Genomic DNA, 20,672 nt, shown 5'->3' with positions numbered 1-20,672 from the left:
TGGGCCCCTTCGAACCCGTGCGCCACAGGGCTTTTACAAATCGTGCGGCCTGGAGGCGCTTTCCACCAGCCCTGTAATGTTGCAGCGTGAGCGCTCTTGAGGTGTGGGTTGACCAGGACCTGTGCACCGGTGACGGCCTGTGTGTGCAGTACGCGCCTGAGGTATTCGAGTTCGACGTCGATGGTCTGGCCTACGTGAAGGGGACCGACGGCGAGCTGCAGCTGGCCCCCGGCACCCGCGTCGACGTGCCCGAACACCTCCGGCTCGAGGTCATCGACGCGGCCAAGGAGTGCCCCGGCGACTGCATCCACGTGCACCGGGCGGCCGACGACGTGCCCGTCGCCGGACCCAACGCCGACTGATTCCTCACAGCATCGGCTTGCCCACGAGAGAAGAGACCAGCCGGGCAAACTCCTCCAAACGGGCGATCTGTCCGGCGCCGCCGTCGTCGAGAGTTTTACCGAAGCGCAACGCGTCGTGGCGGATGACGGAGCCGGCCTCCTCTGCGGCGACGTTCGCCTCGTCGAGTGAGGTCAGCAACAGGTAGACATCGACGCTGTCCACTCTCGCGTGCCCGTTGGGGTTGCGGCTGAGCCGGCGGCGGCAGCCGACCTCGGTCACCGCCGACAGCGCCACGACGCGCAGCGACGACGTCATCGAGCCCGGCGGCGCCTCCTCGGGCGGGATGTCCTCGCCGTGCCACAGGATGAGCCGGGTGCCGTCGCAGACGACGACCTCCTGCCAGACCCCGTTGACGTCGTTGACGAACCGCTCGAGCGTGAAACCGAGCACACTCTGCCCGCGCAGGACGCCGGCCATCGCGTCGAGCGCGATGTCCGGGTCCCGCAGGTATGCCCTGGCCGCCGACTCGAGGTCCGGATAGGGCGACCAGTCCGGAAATACGGCAGGTAGGTCACTGAAGCTCGGACGGCTCATCCTTTGCCTCCTCCTCCCGTGCGACCGCGGCGGCTGCCAACCGCCGCGCCGCATACGCTTCGGCGCCCTTGCTCGGCTTTCGGCGCCGCGGCGGCGCCGTCACCCCCGGCGCCAGCTTCCGGGCACTGACGAGGAACGCGGTGTGCGCGATCATCCTGTGATCGGGCCGCACCGCGAGCCCCTCGACGTGCCAGTCACGCACCAGGCTCTCCCAGGCCCGGGGCTCCGTGTAGCCGCCGTCCTCGCGCAGCGCCTCCACCAGCTCGGACAGCTGCGGCGTGGTCGCCACATAGCCGATGAACACCCCGCCGGGGATCAGCGCCCGCGACACGAGCGGCAGGATCTCCCACGGGGTCAACATGTCTAGGATTATCCGATCAAAACCGACATCTTCGCAGCCCGCTACGTCACCTACCCGCAAGGTCCACCCCGTCTGGGGCCCGCCGAGGAAGGCCTCGACGTTGCGCCTGGCGATCGCTGCGAAGTCTTCGCGCATCTCGTACGACGTGACGCTGCCGCTCGGTCCGACCGCCCGCAGCAGCGAGCAGGTCAGCGCGCCGGAGCCGGCCCCGGCCTCCAGGACCCGGGCACCGGGGAAGATGTCGCCCATGGCGACGATCTGCGCGGCGTCCTTCGGGTAGATGACCTGGGCGCCGCGGGGCATGGACAGCACGTAGTCCGACAGCAGCGGCCGCAGCGCGAGGTACGCCGTGCCGCCGGCGCTCGTCACGACGCTGCCGTCGGGCGCGCCGATCAGGTCGTCGTGCGGCAGGGCGCCGCGGTGGGTGTGGAACTCCTTGCCCGGTTCGAGCACGATCGTGTGCATCCGCCCCTTGGGGTCGGTCAACTGGACCCGGTCACCCGGCTGGAAGGGTCCCCGGCGGGTGGTGGGGAGGTCGAGGGACACAGTCACGTGCGATTCCTTCTGCTGGTGGGTCGGCGTGTTTCGAGCAGCGAGAGCAGCTCGGCGCCGCGCAGGACGCCGTGCACATCCTCACCCGAGACCACCAGGTAGTCGCCGCCCGGGTCGTCCCGGATGGCGTGCAACAGGTCGGTGCCGCGCAGATCCCCTGCCAGGACGTGGTGCTCATCGATCCGGCGGGTGACGTCGCCGATCGGCACCCACGGCCGACGCTCCGCCGGGACCGCCCGCGCCGAGGCGCCGTGCACGAACCCGAGCATCGCCCCGGCCCCGTCCACGACGGCGAGGGGCTGGCCGCCGCTGCGCTCGGCGATCCGCTCCGCCTCCGCCAGCGGCGTGGCCGCGGCGACGGGGATCACCGGCCTGGCCAGCTCCCGCGCGTTGAACGGCGGCAGGCTCGACGCGACCCGCCCGTGCCGGATCGCCTGGCCGGCGCCGACCCACATCGTGATGCTGACCAGGAGCGTGAAGAGCAGGCCGAAGATCCTGTCGAGGACGCCCTGGGAGTACAGCACGACCACGGCGGTGGCGGTGGCGACCGCGACGAGGCGCCCCGACCAGCCGGCGACCCGCCGGCCGAGGTTCGGGTCGCCGCTGATCTTCCAGACGAGGGCCTGCAGCGCCCGCCCGCCGTCCAGGGGCAGGCCGGGCAGCGCGTTGAACACGGCCACCACGATGTTGCTCAGCGCCAGCTGGAACGCGAACGTCTCGGCCAGGCTGTGCGCCGGCAGCACCAGCGCGACACCGCCCGCCAGCAGCCCCAGCAGCAGCGACACGGCCGGCCCGGCGAGCGACACGAACAGCTCCACACCCGGCCGCGGCGCCTCCCGCTCCATCTCCGTGTAGCCGCCGAGCATCTCCAGCGTGATACCGCTCACACCGATCCCGCTGTGCCGGCTCGTCACCGCGTGGCCGAGCTCGTGCAGCAGCACCGACACCAGCAGGCACACCACGAACCCGAAGCCCAGCACGAACCCGGTCGTCATCGGCAGCGTCCGCTGCGCCGACAGGAACTGGCTATACGTGAGCGTGATCAGCGCGGCGAGCAGCAACCAGGACGGGGCGAGGAAGATCGGGACGCCGAACAGCCGCCCCAGCGGGATCCCCGAGCCGCGCTCCGGCGGCCGGGTCCGGGCAGCCGACGACGCCGGCGCGGGTGCCGAGCGGTAGTCGTCCATTGCCCATGATGCTACGTGTAGTCCGCGCCGAGGGGTCGGTCCGCGAAAACTGTCGTACCCGTGGCCTAACCTTCCACGCATGACGGAGACCATCACCACCCTGCCTACGTTGTCGCCGTCGCGCGCTGCGGACTTCAAGACGTGTCCGCTGCTGTACCGGTTCCGCAGCATCGACAAGCTTCCCGAGCGCCCGACGCCCGACCAGATGCGAGGCACGCTCGTGCACGCCGTGCTGGAGGTGCTGTTCGAGGAGCCGAGCGGCAGCCGAACTCCCGAGCGGGCCGCCGCCCTCGTCGCGCCCCAGTGGCAGCGTCTCGTGGAGACCGAGGAGGGCCTCGCCGACCTGTTCACGGACACGGAGGCGTTCCTGGAGTCCAGCCGCGAGCTGCTCGGCGGCTACTTCGCCGTGGAGGACCCCAACCGGCTGGAGCCCGCGGAGCGGGAGGCGTTCGTCCAGGCCGAGGTCGACGGCAAGCTCGTCATCCGCGGCTACATCGACCGTCTCGACGTCTCCCCCGCCGGCGACCTCCGCGTCGTGGACTACAAGACCGGCGGCGCACCCCGCGAGGCCTTCGAGGCGCGCGCCATGTTCCAGCTGAAGTTCTACGCGCTGGTCCTGTGGCGGACCCGCGGCGTGGTGCCCCGCGTGTTACGCCTCATGTACCTGAAGGACCGCGAGGTCTGCGACTTCTCCCCCGACGCCGACGAGCTGGCCAGGTTCGAGCGGACGCTGCTGGCCCTCTGGCAGGCGATCGAGCGGGCGACGGCCGAGCGCGACTTCAGGGCCCAGCCGAGCCGGCTGTGCGGCTGGTGCGCCCACCAGGCGCTGTGCCCGGCGTTCGGCGGGACGCCGCCACCGTTCCCCGAGCCGGCGGCGGCCGCGGCGCTGCCCTTGTCGACGGAGGAGGAGCCCACCACGGGCCGCGACGAGTAACCCGGGACCGCCCCGGCCTGGCGGTTCGGTCTGACGTGTACGGGCGTGGTGTGTCGGTCGACCCGCTCGGAACCGGCGCGGACGGCACGCCGCCGGATCGAGCCCGGACGCGGTGCGGGGCGACATGGTCGAAGCGACAGCGCTCAGGGCCCACACCGTCAGGCCGACGCGGCGAGCCCATCCCCGTCCCGTGAGGGGTGCCACCCGGCGCTGTGACTTGGTGAGCCGGGCACAGCCCAGGCCCTCCCGCGGGCACGGCGCAGCGCGGCCCGGCGCGGGCACCGCGCGGTACCAGGGCGGCGCTGGGTGCAGGCGGCACGGGCGCGGCATGGAGCGGGGCGGGCGGATTGTCGCTCGACTCGCACGGAATCGGCACGGGACCGGGCCGGATCGAAACGGCACGACACGGATCGAGACCGGACACGGTGCGGGGCGGCAGGGCCCGAGGGCCGCGCGATGCACTCAGGGCCACCCAGCCAGCCCAGCGCGGTGAGCCCAGCGCCGTCCCGTGAAGGTGCCACCCGGCGCATTGACTTGGTGAGTCGGCACAGCCCCAGGTCCTCCCGCGGTCACGGCGCAGCGCGGCCCGGAGCGGGCACCGCGCGGTGCCAAGGCGTCGCTGGGTGCAGGCGGCACGGGGCGCGGTGTGTCGATCGACTCGCTCGGGACCAGCACCGCACGGACGGCACATGGCCGGATCGAGACCGGACGCGGTGCGGGGCGGCAAGGTCCGAGTGCCGCACCGCACCCGGGGCCGCACCCAAGACCTACCCCGTGCCGTGCCGTTGCGGGGGCGCTGCCTGCTTGATCGAAGGACGGTTCTGGTCGCCGGGACGACCAGAACCGCTCTTTGATCACACGGCCGCGGACGTCGCGCTGCGGGGGTGGGGTGAGGGGCGTCTCATCCTCAAGCAGGAGGCGCGGGTCGGACGCGGCGACGAATCCAACCGGGGTTGGAGCCGATAGCGTACGAAGAGTGCTGAAGCGCGTGCTGAGCCGCCGAGCGGACCCGTTGGTGCAGGACATCGTGCTCGCGGTCGTGCTCGCTGTGGTCAGCGGGAGTTCGACGGCGCTCGCGGAGCAGGTGCTCGGGGCCGGCAACCTGGTCCTGCAGGTGGCGTTCGACACGGTCGGGTTGCTGGCGGTGGCGGTGCGGCGGCGGTGGCTGTGGGGGGCGGTGTGGTTCACGGCGGCGCACACCGTGGTGCCGTTCCTCGGGGTGCTGCCGGTGATGTACGGCGGGTTCGCCGTGATCGTCCTCACGTACACGGCGGCGGCGTACCTGCCGTTGCGGCGGGCGATCGCGGCCGGGTTGCTGATCTGGGTGCCGGGGATGGTGCTGGCGACGGTGCTGGGGCGCACCAATGACGAGCCGCTCGGGCTGACGCCCCAGGTCTTCCTCGTGTTCAACGCGATGAGCGCGGCGGTGTGCTTCACGGTCGGGCGGATGATGGCGACGCGGCGGGCGTATGTGGCGGCGCTGGAGGACCGGGCGAGGACGGCGGAGACGAGCCAGCGGGCGCTGACGGAGCAGGCGGTGGCCGACGAGCGGCGGCGGATCGCGCGGGAGCTGCACGACGTCGTGGCGCACCACGTGAGCGTGATGGGGGTGCTGGCCACCGGGTCGCGGCGGATGCTGCAGCGGGATCCGGGTGCGGCGGACGAGGCGCTCGCGACGATCGAGGAGACCGGCAGGACCGCGTTACGGGAGATGCGGCGGCTGCTGACGGTGCTGCGCACGGAGGCGGAGCCGGCCGGTGAGCTGGCGCCGCAGCCGGGGCTCGCCGGCGTGGAGGGGCTGGTGGAGCAGATCCGGGAGGCCGGTCTGCAGGCGGTGCTGCGGGTGGAGGGCGTGCCGGGGCAGCTGGACCCGGGCATCGCGCTGACGATCTACCGGATCGTGCAGGAGGCGCTGACGAACGCGTTGAAGCACGCCGGCGCGGCGACGGTCGAGGTGAGGATGGTGTTCAGCCGTTCGGACGTGGTCGTGGAGGTGTGCGACACCGGACGCGGGCCGCAGCTGGGCACCGCCGCGATCGGGCACGGGCTGCTGGGCATGCGGGAGCGGGTCATGTTGTACGGGGGGACGCTGCGCACCGGGCCGCGGCCCGGCGGGGGCTACCGTGTGCACGCGAGGATCCCCATCGAACAGCATGCGGACAGCGTGGAACCGCAGCCCGCATAGGAAAGGCGCAGAGCTTGAACGAGAGGCCTATCCGGCTCCTGCTCGTGGACGACCAGCCGCTGCTGCGCACCGGGTTCAGGATGGTGCTCGGCGGCGAGGCGGACCTCGACATCGTCGCGGAGGCGGGTGACGGGGTCGAGGCGATCGAGCTGGCCCGGCGGCTGCTGCCCGACGTGGTGCTGATGGACATCCGGATGCCCCGTATGGACGGCGTGGCGGCGACCCGCGCGATCGTCGAGGCGAAGCTGCCCGTTCGCGTGCTGATCCTGACCACGTTCGACCTCGACGAGTACGTGGTGGGCGCGCTGCGGGCCGGCGCGAGCGGGTTCCTGGCGAAGGACGTGCCCGCCGACGACCTGGTCGCCGCGATCCGGACGGTGGCGGCCGGTGAGGCGGTCGTCGCGCCGCGGATCCTGAAGCGGCTGCTGGACAAGTTCGCCGACGCGCTGCCGGACCCGGACGCGGAGCCGCCGCGGGACCTGCGGGTGCTGACGGACCGGGAGCGGGAGGTCCTGGTGCAGCTGGCGCGGGGGCTGTCCAACTCGGAGATCGCGCGGGCGCTGTCAGTGAGCGAGACGACGGTGAAGACCCACGTCGGGCACGTGCTGACGAAGCTCGGCCTCAGGGACCGCGTCCAGGCCGTCGTCCTCGCGTACGAGACGGGCCTCGTCCGCCCAGGCTCATAGGCCTCCTTCCCGAGGAGTACCCCCGACCGGCACCCCGGGAGGACGGCACACCCACGATCACCCCGTAGCGTGAGGGCATTCACGAAACCAGAGGGGGATCGAGCGTGACCACGACAGTCACGACCGGGCAGGCGGTCGCCGCCCGCGCGGTGGACGTGTGGAAGGTGTACGGCAGCGGCGAGGCCCAGGTCATCGCGCTGCACGGGGTGAGCGTCGAGTTGGAGCGCGGGCAGTTCACCGCGATCATGGGCCCGTCCGGGTCCGGCAAGTCGACGTTGATGCACACGCTCGCCGGGCTCGACTCGGTGACGCGCGGTGAGATCTTCGTCGGTGACACCCGGCTCACGGGCATGTCCGACGGGGACCTGACGAACCTGCGCAGGACCAAGGTCGGGTTCATCTTCCAGCAGTTCAACCTGCTGCCGACGCTGACGGCGGAGGAGAACATCCTGCTGCCGCTGTCAATCGCGGGTCGCAAGGCCGACCCGAAGTGGTATGACACGGTGATCGAGACGGTGGGGCTGCGGGACCGGCTGAAGCACCGGCCGAGCCAGCTGTCCGGCGGCCAGCAGCAGCGGGTCGCGTGCGCGCGGGCGCTCGTGGCGCGGCCGGAGGTCATCTTCGCCGACGAGCCGACGGGCAACCTCGACTCGCGGTCGGGGGCGGAGGTGCTGTCGTTCCTGCGCAACTCGGTGCGCGAGTTCGGGCAGACGATCGTCATGGTGACCCACGACCCGAATGCGGCCTCCTACGCCGACCGGGTCATCTTCCTGGCCGACGGCCGGGTCGTCGACGAGCTGCGCTCCCCGAGCGCCGACGCGGTGCTGGACAAGCTCAAGGGCCTGGACGCCAAGGTCGAGAGCGCCGCCGACGCGCCGCAGGCGGGCTGAGCCGTGCTGCGCGCGACGCTCAAGAGCCTGCTGGCGCGCAAGCTCCGGCTGATCCTGTCGACCCTCGCCGTGGTGCTGTCGGTCATGTTCGTGTCGGGGTCGCTGGTGCTCACCGACACGTTGGGCCGCACGTTCGACAACGTGTTCTCCAACATCTACAGCTACACCGACGTGCAGGTGTCAGCGAAGTCGGAGACGGCCGACGAGGCGTCCGGCAACAGCCAGGCGATCCTGCCGATCCCGGCCGCCGAGGTGGCGCGGGTCGAGAAGGTCGACGGGGTGCGCTCGGCGACCGGGCAGGTGTTCGTCACCGGCGCCCGCGTCGTCGGCAAGAACGGCAAGGTGGTCATCAGCCAGTCCGGGCAGTTCGGCGGCAGCTGGACCGGCGAGGACGAGCTGACGAAGCTGATCGCCGGGAAGGCGCCGGCGGCCGCGGACGAGATCGTCATCAACAACGGGCTGGCGAAGCTGGGGAAGTTCGCCGTCGGTGACTCCGTCGACGTCATCGCCCGCGCCGAGGCCCGCAAGACCTACAAGATCACCGGCATCATGCAGTACGCCGGCGGCCGCGACTCGATGGCCGGCGAGACGACGGTGCTGTTCACCGAGGCGACGGCGCAGCAGGTGATGCTCGGCGAGCCCGGCGTGTTCAACGTCATCGACGTCAAGGGCAACTCGGGCGTCACCGACAACCAGCTGCGCGACAACATCAAGGCGGCGCTCGGCCCGAAGTTCTCGGTGCAGACGGGCGAGGAGCTGTCGAAGGCGTCCAGCGAGGCGATCCGGGGGCTGCTGAAGTACTTCAACTACTTCTTCCTCGGGTTCGGCACGATCGCGCTGCTCGTCGGCGTGTTCCTGATCCTCAACACGTTCTCGATCATCGTGTCGCAGCGCACGCGGGAGCTGGCGCTGCTGCGGGCGATGGGCGCGAGCCGCTGGCAGATCATCCGGTCGGTGCTGCTGGAGGCGCTGCTCATCGGCGTCGTCGGGTCGCTGTTCGGGTTCCTGGTCGGCATGGGGCTCGGTGCGGTCGGGGCGAGCGCGTTCACGGCCCTGGCCAACATGGAGTCCGCGGGCCTGGGGCTGCCGGTGGCCGCGATCGTGACGTCGTTCACGATCGGCATCCTGGTCACGATGATCTCGGCGGTGCTGCCGGCGATCAAGGCGGCCCGGGTCGCGCCGATCGCGGCGATGCGGGACGCGGCGACGACGGACAAGCCGCTGACCGGCATCACCATCGCCGGTGCCGTCGTCACCGCGGTCGGTGTCGGCTCGCTGTCGTGGGGCCTGGCCGGCGCCGGCGACGCGACGCTGCTGCTGGTGTTCGGCGGGGTGCTGCTGACGCTGATCGGCGTGGCGCTGCTCGCGCCGATGGTCAGCCGGCCGCTGGTCGCCGGGCTCGGCGCGGTGTTCTCCTTCTCGGTGCCGGGCAGGCTGGGGCGGCGTAACTCGTCGCGCAACCCGCGGCGCACCGCGATCACGGCCGGCGCGGTCATGATCGGCATCGCGATCATCACGATGATCTCGACGATCTTCTCGTCGCTGTCGACGGCGATCGGCGAGTCGGTGGAGAAGGACCTGCAGGCCGACCTCGTCGTCTACGGGCAGCAGACGTCCGACGTGCCGCCGGTCATCCAGCCCGACGAGCTCAAGCAGATCAAGGCGCTGCCGCAGGCACAGACGGTCGCCGCCGTGACCTACGACGGCGTGCAGCTCAACGGCAAGCAGGACTTCGTGTTCGCCTACGACGACTCGTCGGCGGCGATCACCGTCCTGAAGCTGCGCCCGGTCGCGGGCCGGATCGACCGCCTCGCCAGCGGCGAGTTCACCACCGACGAGAAGACCGCGAAGGACCGCAAGTACACGGTCGGCACCACCATCACGGTGACGTTCGCGAAGGGGCAGACGAAGACGCTGACGCTGGTCGGGATCAGCAACTCGACCACCAACGGCAACGGCGTCGTCATCTCCAACGCCGACGCGCAGACCGGGTTCGCGTTCCCGCAGCCGATCCAGGCCATGGTCAAGGTCAAGGACGGGGTCACGATCGCCGACGCGAAGACCGCGGTCGAAGGGGTGCTGAAGAACAACCCCGAGGTCAGCGTCCAGACGAAGGACGAGCTCGTCGGCTCCAGCCGGCAGCAGTTCGACGTGGCACTGGTCATCGTGCAGGTGCTGCTGTTCATCGCGCTGGGCATCTCGGTGCTCGGGGTCATCAACACGCTGCTGCTGTCGGTGATCGAGCGGACCAGGGAGCTGGGGATGCTGCGGGCGATCGGCCTGCGGCGCCGGCAGACGTGGTCGATGGTGACGATCGAGTCCGTGGTGATCACGCTGTTCGGCACGGTGCTCGGGCTCGTCGTCGGGGCCGGGCTCGGCGCGGCGACGGTCACCGCCCTCAAGTCGGTGATCGGCTTCGGCGCGGTCACGCTGCCGTGGGGGTACATGATCGCCTACATCATCGGGGCGCTCGTCGTCGGCGCGGTCGCCGGCCTGATCCCCGCGATCCGGGCGGTGCGCCTCAACGTGCTCAACGCCATCGCGTACGAATAAGCACCAGCGCTGACAAAAAAGGCCGGTCGGGGGCGACCCCGACCGGCCTTTCCGCCTTTCCGGGGCCATTTCTGTGAAGGCTGAGAAAGGCGGGCTAGGGGTTGACCCTGATTTCCGCTCCGGGCCAAACCCCCGCCAAAAACCGGTGGTCGGGTCGCCCTGCGGGCGGACGAGACGAGCCGGAACCGCCCCGAGGATGAAGGCACACCATTCACCAGGGGGAATCATGACTGCATCGGTTGCGACGCGCACCGAGGTGGCCGCGAAGGCGGTCGACGTCTGGAAGACATACGGCACGGGCGAGGCGCAGGTCAACGCGCTCGGCGGCGTTTCCGTGGAGCTCGAGAAGGGCCGGTTCACCGCGATCATGGGCCCGTCGGGCTCGGGCAAGTCGACGCTCATGCACTGCCTGGCCGGGCTCGACGCCGTGTCGCGCGGCGAGGTCTACATCGGCGACTCGAAGATCACCGGCCTGTCGGACCGGGGCCTGACGAACCTGCGCCGCACCAAGGTCGGGTTCATCTTCCAACAGTTCAACCTGCTGCCGACGCTGACCGCCGAGGAGAACATCCTGCTGCCGCTGTCGATCTCGGGCAGGAAGCCGGACGCCGCCTGGTACAACACCGTGATCGAGACCGTCGGCCTGCGGGACCGGCTCAAGCACCGGCCGAGCCAGCTGTCCGGCGGCCAGCAGCAGCGGGTCGCGTGCGCACGGGCGCTCGTGTCCCGGCCGGAGGTCATCTTCGCCGACGAGCCGACCGGCAACCTCGACTCGCGGTCGGGCGCCGAGGTCCTCGCGTTCCTGCGCAACTCGGTCCGCGACTTCGGCCAGACCATCGTCATGGTCACCCACGACCCGAACGCCGCCTCGTACGCCGACCGGGTCGTGTTCCTCGCCGACGGGCACATCGTCGACGAGCTGTACGCACCGACCGCCGACGCCGTCCTCGACCGTCTCAAGCGTCTCGACAAGGCGGCCTGACGATGCTGCGCGCCACGCTGAAGAGCCTGCTCTCCCGCAAGCTGCGGCTGGTCCTGTCCGGCCTGGCCGTCGTGCTGGGGGTGATGTTCGTGTCGGGCGCGTTCGTGCTCACCGACACGATGGGACGCTCGTTCGACAGCCTGTTCGCGTCGGTGTTCGAGGACACCGACGTCCAGGTGACCCAGAAGCCGAAGGTCGACGGCCAGGACATGGGCCCGTCGCAGGCGTCGAACATCCCGGCGGCGACGCTGGACAAGGTGAAGCAGGTGCCCGGCGTCGCGAAGGTCGTCGGTGAGGCCACGTCCGACGGCGCCCGCGTCATCGGCAAGAACGGCAAGGTCGTCACCACGTTCGGCCCGCCGCGCCTCGGCGAGAACTGGACCGGCACGTCCGACCTGATGCAGCTGCGGGAGGGCCGCGGCCCGCAGGCCGACGACGAGATCGTGGTCAACGCGACCACGGCGAAGGCCGCCGGCATCAAGGTCGGCGACGACGTCGGCGTACTGACGCTGCAGCCCGGCAAGAAGGTGTTCAAGCTCGTCGGCATCGTCGGCTACAGCGGCGACCGCGACTCGCTCGGCGGCTCGCTCGAGGTCTTCTTCACCACGCCGGTCGCGCAGGAGCTGATGCTCGGCGAGAAGGACGTGTACAGCTCGCTGAAGGTCACCGCGGCGCCCGGCGTCACCCACGACCAGCTGCGCGCCGACGTCGCCGCCGCGCTCGGCGGCGAGACCGGCGGGTTCCAGGTCAAGACCGGCAAGCAGCTGCAGGACGAGACGACGAAGGACTTCCGGGAGGGGCTGTCGTTCTTCAACAACGTCCTGATCGGCTTCGCGGGTGTCGCCCTGTTCGTCGGTACGTTCCTCATCCTCAACACGTTCTCGATCATCGTCGCGCAGCGGACGCGTGAGCTGGCGCTGATGCGGGCCCTCGGCGGCAGCCGCGGCCAGACGCTCGGCTCGGTCATCATCGAGGCGGTCGCGATCGGGCTCATCGCCTCGGTCCTGGGCCTCGCCGCCGGCGTCGGCGTCGGTGTCCTGCTCGCCTGGGTGTTCGGCAACGTCAGCGGCGTCGCCCTCGCCAGCGTCGGAGTGCCCGCCGCCGCCGTGATCAGCGCGTTCGTGGTCGGTCTGCTGGTGACGGTCGTCGCCGCGGTCCTGCCGGCGCTGCGCGCCTCCCGCATCCCGCCGATCGCGGCGCTGCAGGAGGTCGCGACCCCGGACCGCCCGCTGACCAAGCTCACCGTCAGCGGCGCCCTCATCGGCGCGGCCGGCGGCACGATGCTCGGCCTCGGCCTGGCCGGTCAGGGCGGCAACACGCTGTGGCTCATCCTCGGCGGCGTCCTGATCAGCTTCATCGGCGTCGCGCTGCTCACGCCGCTGCTGGCCCGGCCGGTGGTCGCGCTGCTCGGCCGGCTGTTCTCCTGGTCGGTGCCGGGCAAGCTGGGCCGGCTCAACTCGGGCCGCAACCCGCGGCGCACCGCGATCACCGCGGCCGCGCTCATGGTCGGCCTGGCCCTGATCACCGGCGTCAACGTCATCCTCGCCTCGGCGAAGCAGAGCCTGTCGTCGCAGGCCGCGACCCAGGTCACCGTCGACCTGATCATCTCCGGCGACGGCGACGACAACGGGCCGGCGAAGTTCGACCCGGCCGTCATGACCGCCGCGGCGAAGCTGCCGGGCGTGTCGAGCACCGCCAGCGAGTACTGGGACTTCGCGCGGCTGGAGGGCACCGGCGGCACGGGCATCTCCGCCACGCCGGACATGGCCGCGTACGCCGGCATGTTCAAGCTGACCGCAACGGAGGGCACGCTCAACTGGACCGGCCCGAACCAGGCCGTGGTCGACACCGAGAACGCCAAGGAGCGCAACCTGAAGGTCGGCTCGACGATGACCATGCAGTTCACCCGCGGCGAGCCGCACACGGTGACGGTCGTCGGCCTCTACAAGCGCAGCGACGTCATGGGCGGCACGATCGTCTCCGGCGACGTGGTGAAGGACTTCCGCAGCGCACAGCCGTCCTGGGGCTACATCCGGGTCGGGCAGGGCACCGCGGTCGCGGACATCCAGCGGCAGGTCGACCAGCTCCTGGTCGACAACCCCGAGGTGTCGGTGGCGAACCGGGCGGAGTTCGTGGACGCGCAGTCCGCGCAGTTCGACCAGCTGCTCACCATGATCCAGATCCTGCTGGCGCTGGCGATCCTCATCGCGGTCCTCGGCATCGTCAACACCCTCGCCCTGTCGGTGCTGGAGCGCACCCGCGAGCTCGGGCTGCTCCGCGCGATCGGGATGCGCCGGGCGCAGACGATGCGGATGGTCACCGTCGAGGCGGTCGTCATCTCCACGTTCGGCGCGCTGCTCGGCCTCGCGGTCGGCACCGGCCTCGGCGCGGCCGTGGTCCGGGCGCTGAAGGACGAGGGCTTCTCGAAGATGGCCTTCCCGTGGACGCAGATGGCGACGTACCTGCTGCTCGCCGCCCTCGTCGGGGTCCTCGCGGCGATCCTGCCGTCGATCCGGGCCTCGCGGGTCAACGTCCTGCAGGCGATCGCGCACGACTGACCACGTCGCACGGACCAAGGGGCGCCTTCTCGGGGAGGCGCCCCTGCTCCGTTTCCGGTTTCCGCGTCGGTACGGACACCCGCGGCGCGACCGGTCCGCACAGTGATCCGCGACCTCGCCGGGCGACCGAAGACCGGACGCCGTCCCGCCGGTCGCGGGCGCCGCTACGCGACCATTTTGCGCAGGTACGCGACGTCCACGTCCAGCAGGGACCCGACGAGGGTCACGCCGGTGGGGTCCAGGTCGACCTCGCACGGCACGGCGAGGACCGCGCAGCCGGCGGCCCGGGCGCTGCGTACACCGTTCGGCGAGTCCTCCACCGCGACGCAGTCCATCGCGACCGCCCCGACGAGCCGCGCCGCCGTCAGGTACGGCATCGGGTGCGGCTTCGTCTGGTCCACCTCGTCGCCGGCGACGACCGCGTCGAAGTTGTCCGCCCCGATCGTCAGCAGGGCCACGTCCACCAGGTGCCGGTGCGTGGCGGTGACCAGCGCGAGCGGCACACCCTCCGCACGCAGCGCGGCGAGCAGCTCCTTCGCGCCGGGACGCCACTCGACGCCACCGTGGAAGAGCTCCTTGACCCGCGCCTCCAGCCACCGGACGCTCGCGTCGGTGCTGATGCTGGCCGGCAGACCGAGGTCGGCGTGCAGCAGCCGCATCGAGTCGGTCATGTTGCTGCCGACCATCGCGTGCCTGGCCTGCGCGGACAGTTCACCGCCGTAGTGCGCGGCGAGCTCGGTCAGGCCGACGGACCACACCTTCTCGCTGTCGACGAGGGTGCCGTCCATGTCGAAGAGCACGGCCGCGAGCCGGTCGTCAGAAGCCACCTGACGGATCCTGCCTGAGCGGGGCGGTCACCGTCCGTCGTTCGTGCCCAACGTCACGGCCGCGTCCACGGCGGCGAGGAACTCCGCGGGGGTCATGCTGCCCGGCCCGTCCTGCAAGCGGGCCGCGCGCTGCACGAGCCGCCGCGCCGTCTCGTTCGCCGGGGTCGGCACCCCGTGCAGGCGGCCGAGCAGCACGATCTCGCCGTTGAGGTAGTCGGCCTCCACGGTGCCGGTGCCCCTGGCCAGGCTCTGCCACGACGAACCGCCGGCCCGGCCCACGCCCCCGGGCCAGCGCATGATGTCGCCGCGGCGCTCCCGGTCCTCCGCCGCGGACGCCACGTCGATCCCCGCGTGCCGCAGCACCGCCTCGCCCTCCACCCGGACCGGCTCGGCCGCCTCGTCGACGCCGTCGACCCGGCCGCACAGCGCCTCCACGGCGTTGCCCAGGTTCATCAGCAGCTTGCGGTACTTCCAGCGCATGATGTCCGCCCGCGGCTGCGACACGAACCCGGCCGACTCCAGGTCCCGCGCCAGGGCCTGCGCGGTCGCGTCGCTGCCGGACGGGTACCGGCCGAGGTCGAGGATGCCGGGGACCGGGGCGCAGTGCGCGGTCACCACGCCGGGCTCCAGGTGGCTGCCGGGCAGGATCACGTGGACGCCGTACACCCGGGCGAAGTGCCGCAGGGCGGCGCGCTCGTTGGCGACCCCGTTCTGCAGGCACACGACCGGCCCGTCGAACCCCTCCAGGGCGACCAGCGCGGCCGCGGTGTCCATGCTCTTCATCCCGAGCACGACGACGTCCTTGTGCGTGTCCCCCGGGTGCTCGACCGCGTCGAGCTTGACGACCGTGTCACCCGACGGCTGGCGCAGCGTCAACCCGTCGCGGCGGATCGCCGCCAGGTGCGCGCCCCGCGCGACGACCGCCACGTCGTGCCCGGCCGTCGCCAGCCGGCCCGCGACCACACCGCCGACCGCGCCCGCCCCGTACATCAGCCATCGCATCGACCCAGAGTATTCGCCGCCGGCCGGACCGGACGTGATCTTGAAAATCGACACCCTGGGCGCGGCCGGCAAGCCATCCGGCGGTGTCCAACGTAGGCTGGGACCGTGACCGAGTTCGACGGCCTGCCCGTGCTGCGCTCCCCTGTCGCGATTGCCGCGTTCGAAGGGTGGAACGACGCTGCCGACGCGTCGACCGCCGTCGTCGAGCACCTCGAACAGGAATGGGGCGCCGAGCCCATCGCCTCGCTCGACCCGGAGGACTTCTACGACTTCCAGGTCAACCGGCCGACGGTGATGATGTCCGAGGGCGAGACCCGCCGCATCGAATGGCCCACCACCCGTTTCTCGGTGGCCACGCCGCCCGATGCGGAGCGTGACATCGTCCTCATCCGCGGGATCGAGCCCAGCATGCGGTGGCGCACGTTCTGCGAGCAGGTCCTCGAGGTCTGCCACAGCCTCGAGGTGAGCCGGATCGTGCTGCTCGGCGCGCTGCTCGCCGACGTGCCCTACACCCGCCCGCTGCCCGTCAGCGGCTCCGCGCCGCGCGGCGCCACCACCGGCGACGCCGGCGAGCGGCTCGGCCTGACGCCCACGCGGTACGAGGGACCGACCGGCATCGTGGGCGTCCTGCACGACGCGTGCGCCCGCGCCGACCTGGAGGCCGTGTCCTTCTGGGTGCACGTGCCGCACTACGCCAACAACCCGCCGTGCCCGAAGGCGACCCTCGCGCTGCTGCACCGCGTCGAGGAGGTCCTGGACCTGCCGGTGCCGACCGGCGACCTGGCGAAGGAGTCCTCGGAGTGGGAGGAGCGGCTCAAGCAGGCCGCCGAGCAGGACGCCGAGCTCGCCGAGTATGTCCGCGAGCTGGAGGAGCGCTCCGGCGACGCGGGCCTGCAGCCGCTGTCGGGCGACGAGATCGCGCAGGAGTTCGAGAAGTACCTGCGCCGCCGCGGGGGCCAGGCCGGCCCTTCCGCGACGGGCGCGTGGTAGCGGCTACGCCGGTCAGACCTGGCGGTACGTGCTGAGGAAGCGGCCGATCCGCCCGATCGCGTCCTCCAGGTCCGACACCCGCGGCAGCGTCACGATCCGGAAGTGGTCCGGGTTGTGCCAGTTGAACCCGGTCCCCTGCACGACCATGAGCTTCTCCTTGCGGAGCAGGTCGAGCGCGAACTGCAGGTCGTCCTTGATCGGGTGCACCTCGGGGTCGATCCGCGGGAACATGTAGAGCGCGCCCTGCGGCTTCGTGCACGACACGCCCGGGATCTCGTTCAGCATCCGCCACGCGGTGTCACGCTGGGCGAGCAGCCTGCCCCCGGGCAGGATGAGGTCGTTGATGCTCTGGTATCCGCCGAGCGCCGTCTGCACGGCGTGCTGCGTCGGCACGTTGGGGCACAGCCGCATGTTGGCGAGGATGTCCAGGCCCTCGATGTAGCTGGTCGCGTGCTGCTTCGGCCCGGACAGCACCAGCCAGCCGGTGCGGAAGCCGGCCACCCGGTACGCCTTGGAGAGCCCGTTGAACGTGAGCGTCAGCAGGTCCGGCGCCACCGCGGCCGTCGACACGTGCGTCGTGTCGTCGTAGAGGATCTTGTCGTAGATCTCGTCGGAGAAGACCAGCAGGTTGTGCCGGCGGGCGACCTCGGTGATCCGCTCGATCATCTCCCGCGAGTACACCGCGCCGGTCGGGTTGTTCGGGTTGATGACGACGATCGCCTTGGTGCGCGGCGTGACCTTCTTGGCGATGTCGTCGACGTCCGGCATCCAGTCGTTGGTCTCGTCGCAGATGTAGTGCACGGCCCGCCCGCCGCACAGGCTGACCGAGGCGGTCCACAGCGGGTAGTCCGGCGAGGGGATCAGCACCTCGTCGCCGTTGTCGAGCAGCGCCTGCAGCGCCATCACGATGAGCTCGGAGACGCCGTTGCCGAGGTACACGTCCTCGATGTCGACGCCGTAGACCTGCTTCTGCTGGTAGTACTGCACGACCGCGCGCCGGGCCGACAGCAGGCCCTTGGAGTCGCCGTAGCCGTGGGCGGAGGGCAGGTTCAGGATGACGTCCTGGAGGATCTCCTCCGGCGCCTCGAACCCGAACGGCGCCGGGTTGCCGATGTTGAGCTTCAGGATGTGGTGGCCTTCGGCCTCCATCTGCTTGGCGGCGGCCATGACCGGTCCGCGGATGTCGTAACAGACGTTTGCCAGCTTCGCGGACTGAGTCACCTGCATGCAGCCACAGTACGAGTCCCGCTCCCATGCTTCAGTAGCCAGTTCCCAGGATGTGGCGAAGTTGTGCCGCCTGTCGTGACCCGGTTCGCCTTGCGTAGAGCATCCTAGGAGGCTAGCCTTCTACCTATGACCATCAACCCTGGGGCCGCGGAGTTCCCGCACCGGCAGATCGCCGCGCAGCTCCGGGCCCGGATCCACCGTGGCGACTGGGCCCCCGGTGAGCGACTGCCGTCGATCCCGTCGCTCGCCACCCAGTTCGGGGTCGCCAAGCAGACCGTCCAGCGCACCATCGACCAGCTGCGGATCGAGGGCCTGCTGATCACCCGTCCCGGTTCGGGGACGTTCGTCCGCGGCACGAAACGCCGGATGAACCGGCTCTCCCGCGGGCGCTACGGCGCGGAGCGCGGCTACCACGCCGAGCTCGCCGCCCGCTACCGCCAGCACCTGATGCAGGTCGGCGCCATGCCCTGCCCCCCGGACGTCGCCGAGGCCTTCGGCATCGACGTCGGCGTCCACCTGCTCGTCCGCCGCCACCTCGTCCGCACCGGCGACGCCCCGGTCGAGGTCGGCGCCTCCTGGTTCCGCCCCGCCGACGTCCGCGGCACGTCCATCGAGCGCCCCGACGTGTTCGACCGCCCGCTGTACCAGGAGGTCGAGGCCGAGACGGGCCGCCGCTACACGAGCGCCCGCGACCAGGTCAGCGCCCGCCTCCCCACCCGTGAGGAGGCGGAGCTGCTGCAGATCCGCCCCGACACGCCCGTCCTGGTGCTGCTGCACATCGCATACGACGCCGAGCACAAGCCGATCGAGGTCGCCCAGGCCGCCTGGCCGGGCCCGATGACCTCGCTGACCGAGGAGTACAAGATCCCCGGCGTCCGCCCCGGCCTCCCCACCGACGAGCCCGACCTGGCCCTCGGCTAGGCCCCCACCTGGCCCCTCCGCCAGTCCCCCCACCGCCGCAGCCGGTCGTCGCACGACGACCGGCTTCCGGTGCGACGCCGCAGGTCAGGCCGGTCCGGCACACTTGCGACCGCGCATCCGAGAAAAGTTCCGGCGGGCGTGCAGCGTTCGGGTGGGCGGGGACCGTTCTATCCGCGGCGGAGGGAGCGGCCCTTTGAAGGCAGACGATCCGGACGGGTTCCGGGAGTTCGTGGCGGCGCGGATGGCGGCGCTGCGAAACCTGGCATACGTCACGTGCGGGGACTGGCACTCGGCGGAGGACGCCGTCGCCAACGCCCTGGCCAAGTTGTATCCGCGCTGGTCGCGGCTCGATCGACCGGACCTGTACGCGCAGACGATGGTCGTGCGGGCGGCGATCGACGAGACCCGGCGGCCGTGGTGGCGGCGGGAACGGTCCGCCGGCGACCGGGTGCCGGACGTCGCGCAGGCCGATCCCAGCGGTGCCGCCGACGAACGCCTGACCGTGCGCAGGGCGCTGCAGGCGGTGCCCGTCCGGCAGCGGGCGGTGCTGGTGCTGCGGTACTACCTGGGCATGACGGCCGAGGAGGCCGCGGAGGTGCTCGGGATCCGGGCCGCATCGGTCAGGAGCCAGACGACCAGAGGTCTGGCGAATCTCCGGGCGGCCCTCGCCGCCGGAGGCATGGTCTTGGATGAACCGTCTGAACTCGGAGAGTGGACCAATGCAGATGCAGGACCTGGTGGAGCTGGCGACGTCAGAGCCACCGCCGCTGCGGCACGACGCTGACCAGATCCTGGCGGCGGGCCGGCGGGTCCAGCGCCGCCGCCGGGTGGCGACCGGTGCCGCCGCGGCCGCGGTACTGGGGGTGATCGCCGCCGCCGTCGCCGTGCCCGCCCTCGGCCGGGGCGGCGAGGAGGCGCAGCTCCAGATGGGTGCCCCGGAGAACAACCAGCCGGTGCCCGCGACGGCGGAGCCGTTCACGTTCACGTTCGGCGGTTACAAGGTCGGGAAGCTGCGGGTGGCGCAGCCGGTCGACGTGTCGACGGCGTACCAGCTCGCCTCCGTGTACGCGGACGGGCTGACCACCACCGACAAGGCCGCCGACCCGAACGCACCGGCGCAGGACGGCAAGAAGCTGTACGCGTACCTGACCGTGTACCGGGCCGGCGCGTACGACCCGTCGAAGCTGACCGGCACGCAGCCGGTGACCGTCGCCGGGCGGCCCGGGCTGGAGGCCGGCGGCCCGTACCTCGGCTGGGCGACGCGGCGGACGCTGGCGTGGCAGTACAACACGGACGCGTGGGCGGTGATCCAGGCCAGCTCCGACGACGCCGCGTACCCGTCGGCGAAGGACCTGCGCGACCTCGCCGCCGGGCTGCGCGGCCAGACGCCGGTGCCGGCGAAGGCGCCGGTGAAGCTCGGCTACGTGCCGGCCGGGTACCGCCTGCAGGAGGCGTCGATGCACGCCATGACGGGGCTCAACGGGATCGCCGCCGCCCGCGACGGCGACTACGCGGGCCTGCTGTTCAGCAACCCGGCCCTGCCGACGACCGGGCTGACCGCGCCGTTCGGCGGTGAGGACGGCGCAGACCCGAAGGGCAGCTTCGTGGTGTACGTCGTGCCGGCCGCCAACTCCAACCAGCAGCCGTCGCCGGGCGTGACGTGCGGCAACGGCTTCTGCAACCGGTGGGTCGGCGGCGTGAACATCCAGGTCAGCAGCGGCGGACGGCTGACCGGCACGGAGATGACGAAGGTCCTCGACGGCGCCACCCTCGCCGACGTGAAGAACGAGCGCACCTGGACGCCCGTGCCGGCCTCACGTCCCTGACGACGGCGACGGGGCCCCCCCCCGGGGGGGGGGGGGGGGCCCCGATTCGGGGGGT

The 20,672-nt window shown here is 71.4% G+C and carries 18 protein-coding genes; 12 read left to right on the top strand and 6 right to left on the bottom strand.

Going from position 1 to position 20,672, the window contains the following annotated elements:
- The first annotated feature begins 86 nt into the window (after positions 1-86).
- Positions 87-362, top strand: a complete 276-nt coding sequence (locus AB0J72_RS56050) for a ferredoxin (RefSeq protein WP_344502167.1) — start codon at positions 87-89, stop codon at positions 360-362.
- Positions 363-366: 4 nt separating this feature from the next.
- On the opposite strand, the gene AB0J72_RS56045 is transcribed toward AB0J72_RS56050, so the two are convergent.
- Genes AB0J72_RS56045 through AB0J72_RS56035 form a run of 3 tightly spaced genes read right to left on the bottom strand, consistent with a single transcriptional unit; the run spans position 367 to position 2,946 of the window.
- Positions 367-936, bottom strand: coding sequence for a hypothetical protein (locus tag AB0J72_RS56045; protein ID WP_033362888.1), 570 nt, complete (start codon positions 934-936; stop codon positions 367-369).
- A complete protein-coding gene (locus tag AB0J72_RS56040) occupies positions 914-1,843 on the bottom strand; it encodes a tRNA (adenine-N1)-methyltransferase (RefSeq protein ID WP_363416530.1) in 930 nt (309 codons plus the stop codon). The genes AB0J72_RS56045 and AB0J72_RS56040 overlap by 23 nt, the downstream gene beginning before the upstream one ends.
- 2 nt (positions 1,844-1,845) lie before the next feature.
- On the bottom strand, positions 1,846-2,946 hold the full coding sequence (locus AB0J72_RS56035; protein ID WP_363416546.1) for a site-2 protease family protein: 1,101 nt from the start codon (positions 2,944-2,946) through the stop codon (positions 1,846-1,848).
- A gap of 169 nt (positions 2,947-3,115) precedes the next feature.
- Between AB0J72_RS56035 and AB0J72_RS56030 the strand changes: the two genes are divergently transcribed.
- The 7 genes from AB0J72_RS56030 (at position 3,116) to AB0J72_RS56000 (ending at position 13,824) form a co-directional block, all read left to right on the top strand.
- On the top strand, positions 3,116-3,970 hold the full coding sequence (locus AB0J72_RS56030) for a PD-(D/E)XK nuclease family protein (protein WP_363416527.1): 855 nt from the start codon (positions 3,116-3,118) through the stop codon (positions 3,968-3,970).
- A 976-nt stretch (positions 3,971-4,946) separates the two neighbouring features.
- Positions 4,947-6,155 (top strand): sensor histidine kinase, encoded by a 1,209-nt coding sequence (locus AB0J72_RS56025; RefSeq protein ID WP_363416524.1) that lies wholly within the window; start codon positions 4,947-4,949, stop codon positions 6,153-6,155.
- Positions 6,156-6,169: 14 nt separating this feature from the next.
- Positions 6,170-6,841, top strand: coding sequence for a response regulator transcription factor (locus AB0J72_RS56020; RefSeq protein ID WP_363416522.1), 672 nt, complete (start codon positions 6,170-6,172; stop codon positions 6,839-6,841).
- A gap of 104 nt (positions 6,842-6,945) precedes the next feature.
- Entirely contained in the window at positions 6,946-7,731 is a 786-nt protein-coding gene (locus AB0J72_RS56015; RefSeq protein ID WP_363416520.1) for an ABC transporter ATP-binding protein, read from the top strand.
- Positions 7,732-7,734: 3 nt separating this feature from the next.
- Positions 7,735-10,284, top strand: coding sequence for an FtsX-like permease family protein (locus AB0J72_RS56010; protein WP_363416518.1), 2,550 nt, complete (start codon positions 7,735-7,737; stop codon positions 10,282-10,284).
- A gap of 226 nt (positions 10,285-10,510) precedes the next feature.
- The gene (locus AB0J72_RS56005; protein ID WP_360559830.1) at positions 10,511-11,266 is read left to right on the top strand and encodes an ABC transporter ATP-binding protein; all 756 of its coding nucleotides are present in this window, start codon (positions 10,511-10,513) and stop codon (positions 11,264-11,266) included.
- A gap of 2 nt (positions 11,267-11,268) precedes the next feature.
- Positions 11,269-13,824, top strand: coding sequence for an FtsX-like permease family protein (locus AB0J72_RS56000; RefSeq protein WP_363416516.1), 2,556 nt, complete (start codon positions 11,269-11,271; stop codon positions 13,822-13,824).
- Between the two features lie 164 nt (positions 13,825-13,988).
- Here the strand turns inward: AB0J72_RS56000 and AB0J72_RS55995 are convergent, their stop codons facing one another.
- Positions 13,989-14,624 carry an HAD family phosphatase gene (locus AB0J72_RS55995; protein WP_363416543.1) on the bottom strand — a complete coding sequence of 212 codons (636 nt, stop codon included), beginning with the start codon at positions 14,622-14,624 and terminating at the stop codon, positions 13,989-13,991.
- Positions 14,625-14,678: 54 nt separating this feature from the next.
- Positions 14,679-15,653, bottom strand: a complete 975-nt coding sequence (locus AB0J72_RS55990) for a 2-dehydropantoate 2-reductase N-terminal domain-containing protein (protein ID WP_363416514.1) — start codon at positions 15,651-15,653, stop codon at positions 14,679-14,681.
- 105 nt (positions 15,654-15,758) lie between these two features.
- Here AB0J72_RS55990 and AB0J72_RS55985 point away from each other — a divergent pair, with 105 nt between their 5' ends.
- Positions 15,759-16,643 (top strand): PAC2 family protein, encoded by an 885-nt coding sequence (locus AB0J72_RS55985; protein WP_344502157.1) that lies wholly within the window; start codon positions 15,759-15,761, stop codon positions 16,641-16,643.
- Between the two features lie 12 nt (positions 16,644-16,655).
- On the opposite strand, the gene AB0J72_RS55980 is transcribed toward AB0J72_RS55985, so the two are convergent.
- A complete protein-coding gene (locus tag AB0J72_RS55980; protein WP_363416511.1) occupies positions 16,656-17,870 on the bottom strand; it encodes a pyridoxal phosphate-dependent aminotransferase in 1,215 nt (404 codons plus the stop codon).
- Positions 17,871-17,996: 126 nt separating this feature from the next.
- On the opposite strand from AB0J72_RS55980, the gene AB0J72_RS55975 reads away from it, so the two are divergent.
- From AB0J72_RS55975 to AB0J72_RS55965, 3 genes are all read left to right on the top strand, one after another.
- Positions 17,997-18,791: a GntR family transcriptional regulator gene (locus AB0J72_RS55975; RefSeq protein WP_344502155.1), complete on the top strand. Its 795-nt coding sequence runs from the start codon at positions 17,997-17,999 to the stop codon at positions 18,789-18,791.
- A 193-nt stretch (positions 18,792-18,984) separates the two neighbouring features.
- Positions 18,985-19,575 carry a sigma-70 family RNA polymerase sigma factor gene (locus AB0J72_RS55970; protein ID WP_363416508.1) on the top strand — a complete coding sequence of 197 codons (591 nt, stop codon included), beginning with the start codon at positions 18,985-18,987 and terminating at the stop codon, positions 19,573-19,575.
- The gene (locus tag AB0J72_RS55965; RefSeq protein WP_363416505.1) at positions 19,511-20,617 is read left to right on the top strand and encodes a hypothetical protein; all 1,107 of its coding nucleotides are present in this window, start codon (positions 19,511-19,513) and stop codon (positions 20,615-20,617) included. The genes AB0J72_RS55970 and AB0J72_RS55965 overlap by 65 nt, the downstream gene beginning before the upstream one ends.
- Positions 20,618-20,672: the final 55 nt, after the last annotated feature.

The organism is Dactylosporangium sp. NPDC049742 (genome assembly GCF_040674675.1).
In the GTDB taxonomy this organism is placed as follows: domain Bacteria; phylum Actinomycetota; class Actinomycetes; order Mycobacteriales; family Micromonosporaceae; genus Dactylosporangium; species Dactylosporangium maewongense.
The sequence above is the reverse complement of the archived record's forward strand: the minus strand, read 5'-3'. Positions and strand labels throughout refer to the sequence as shown.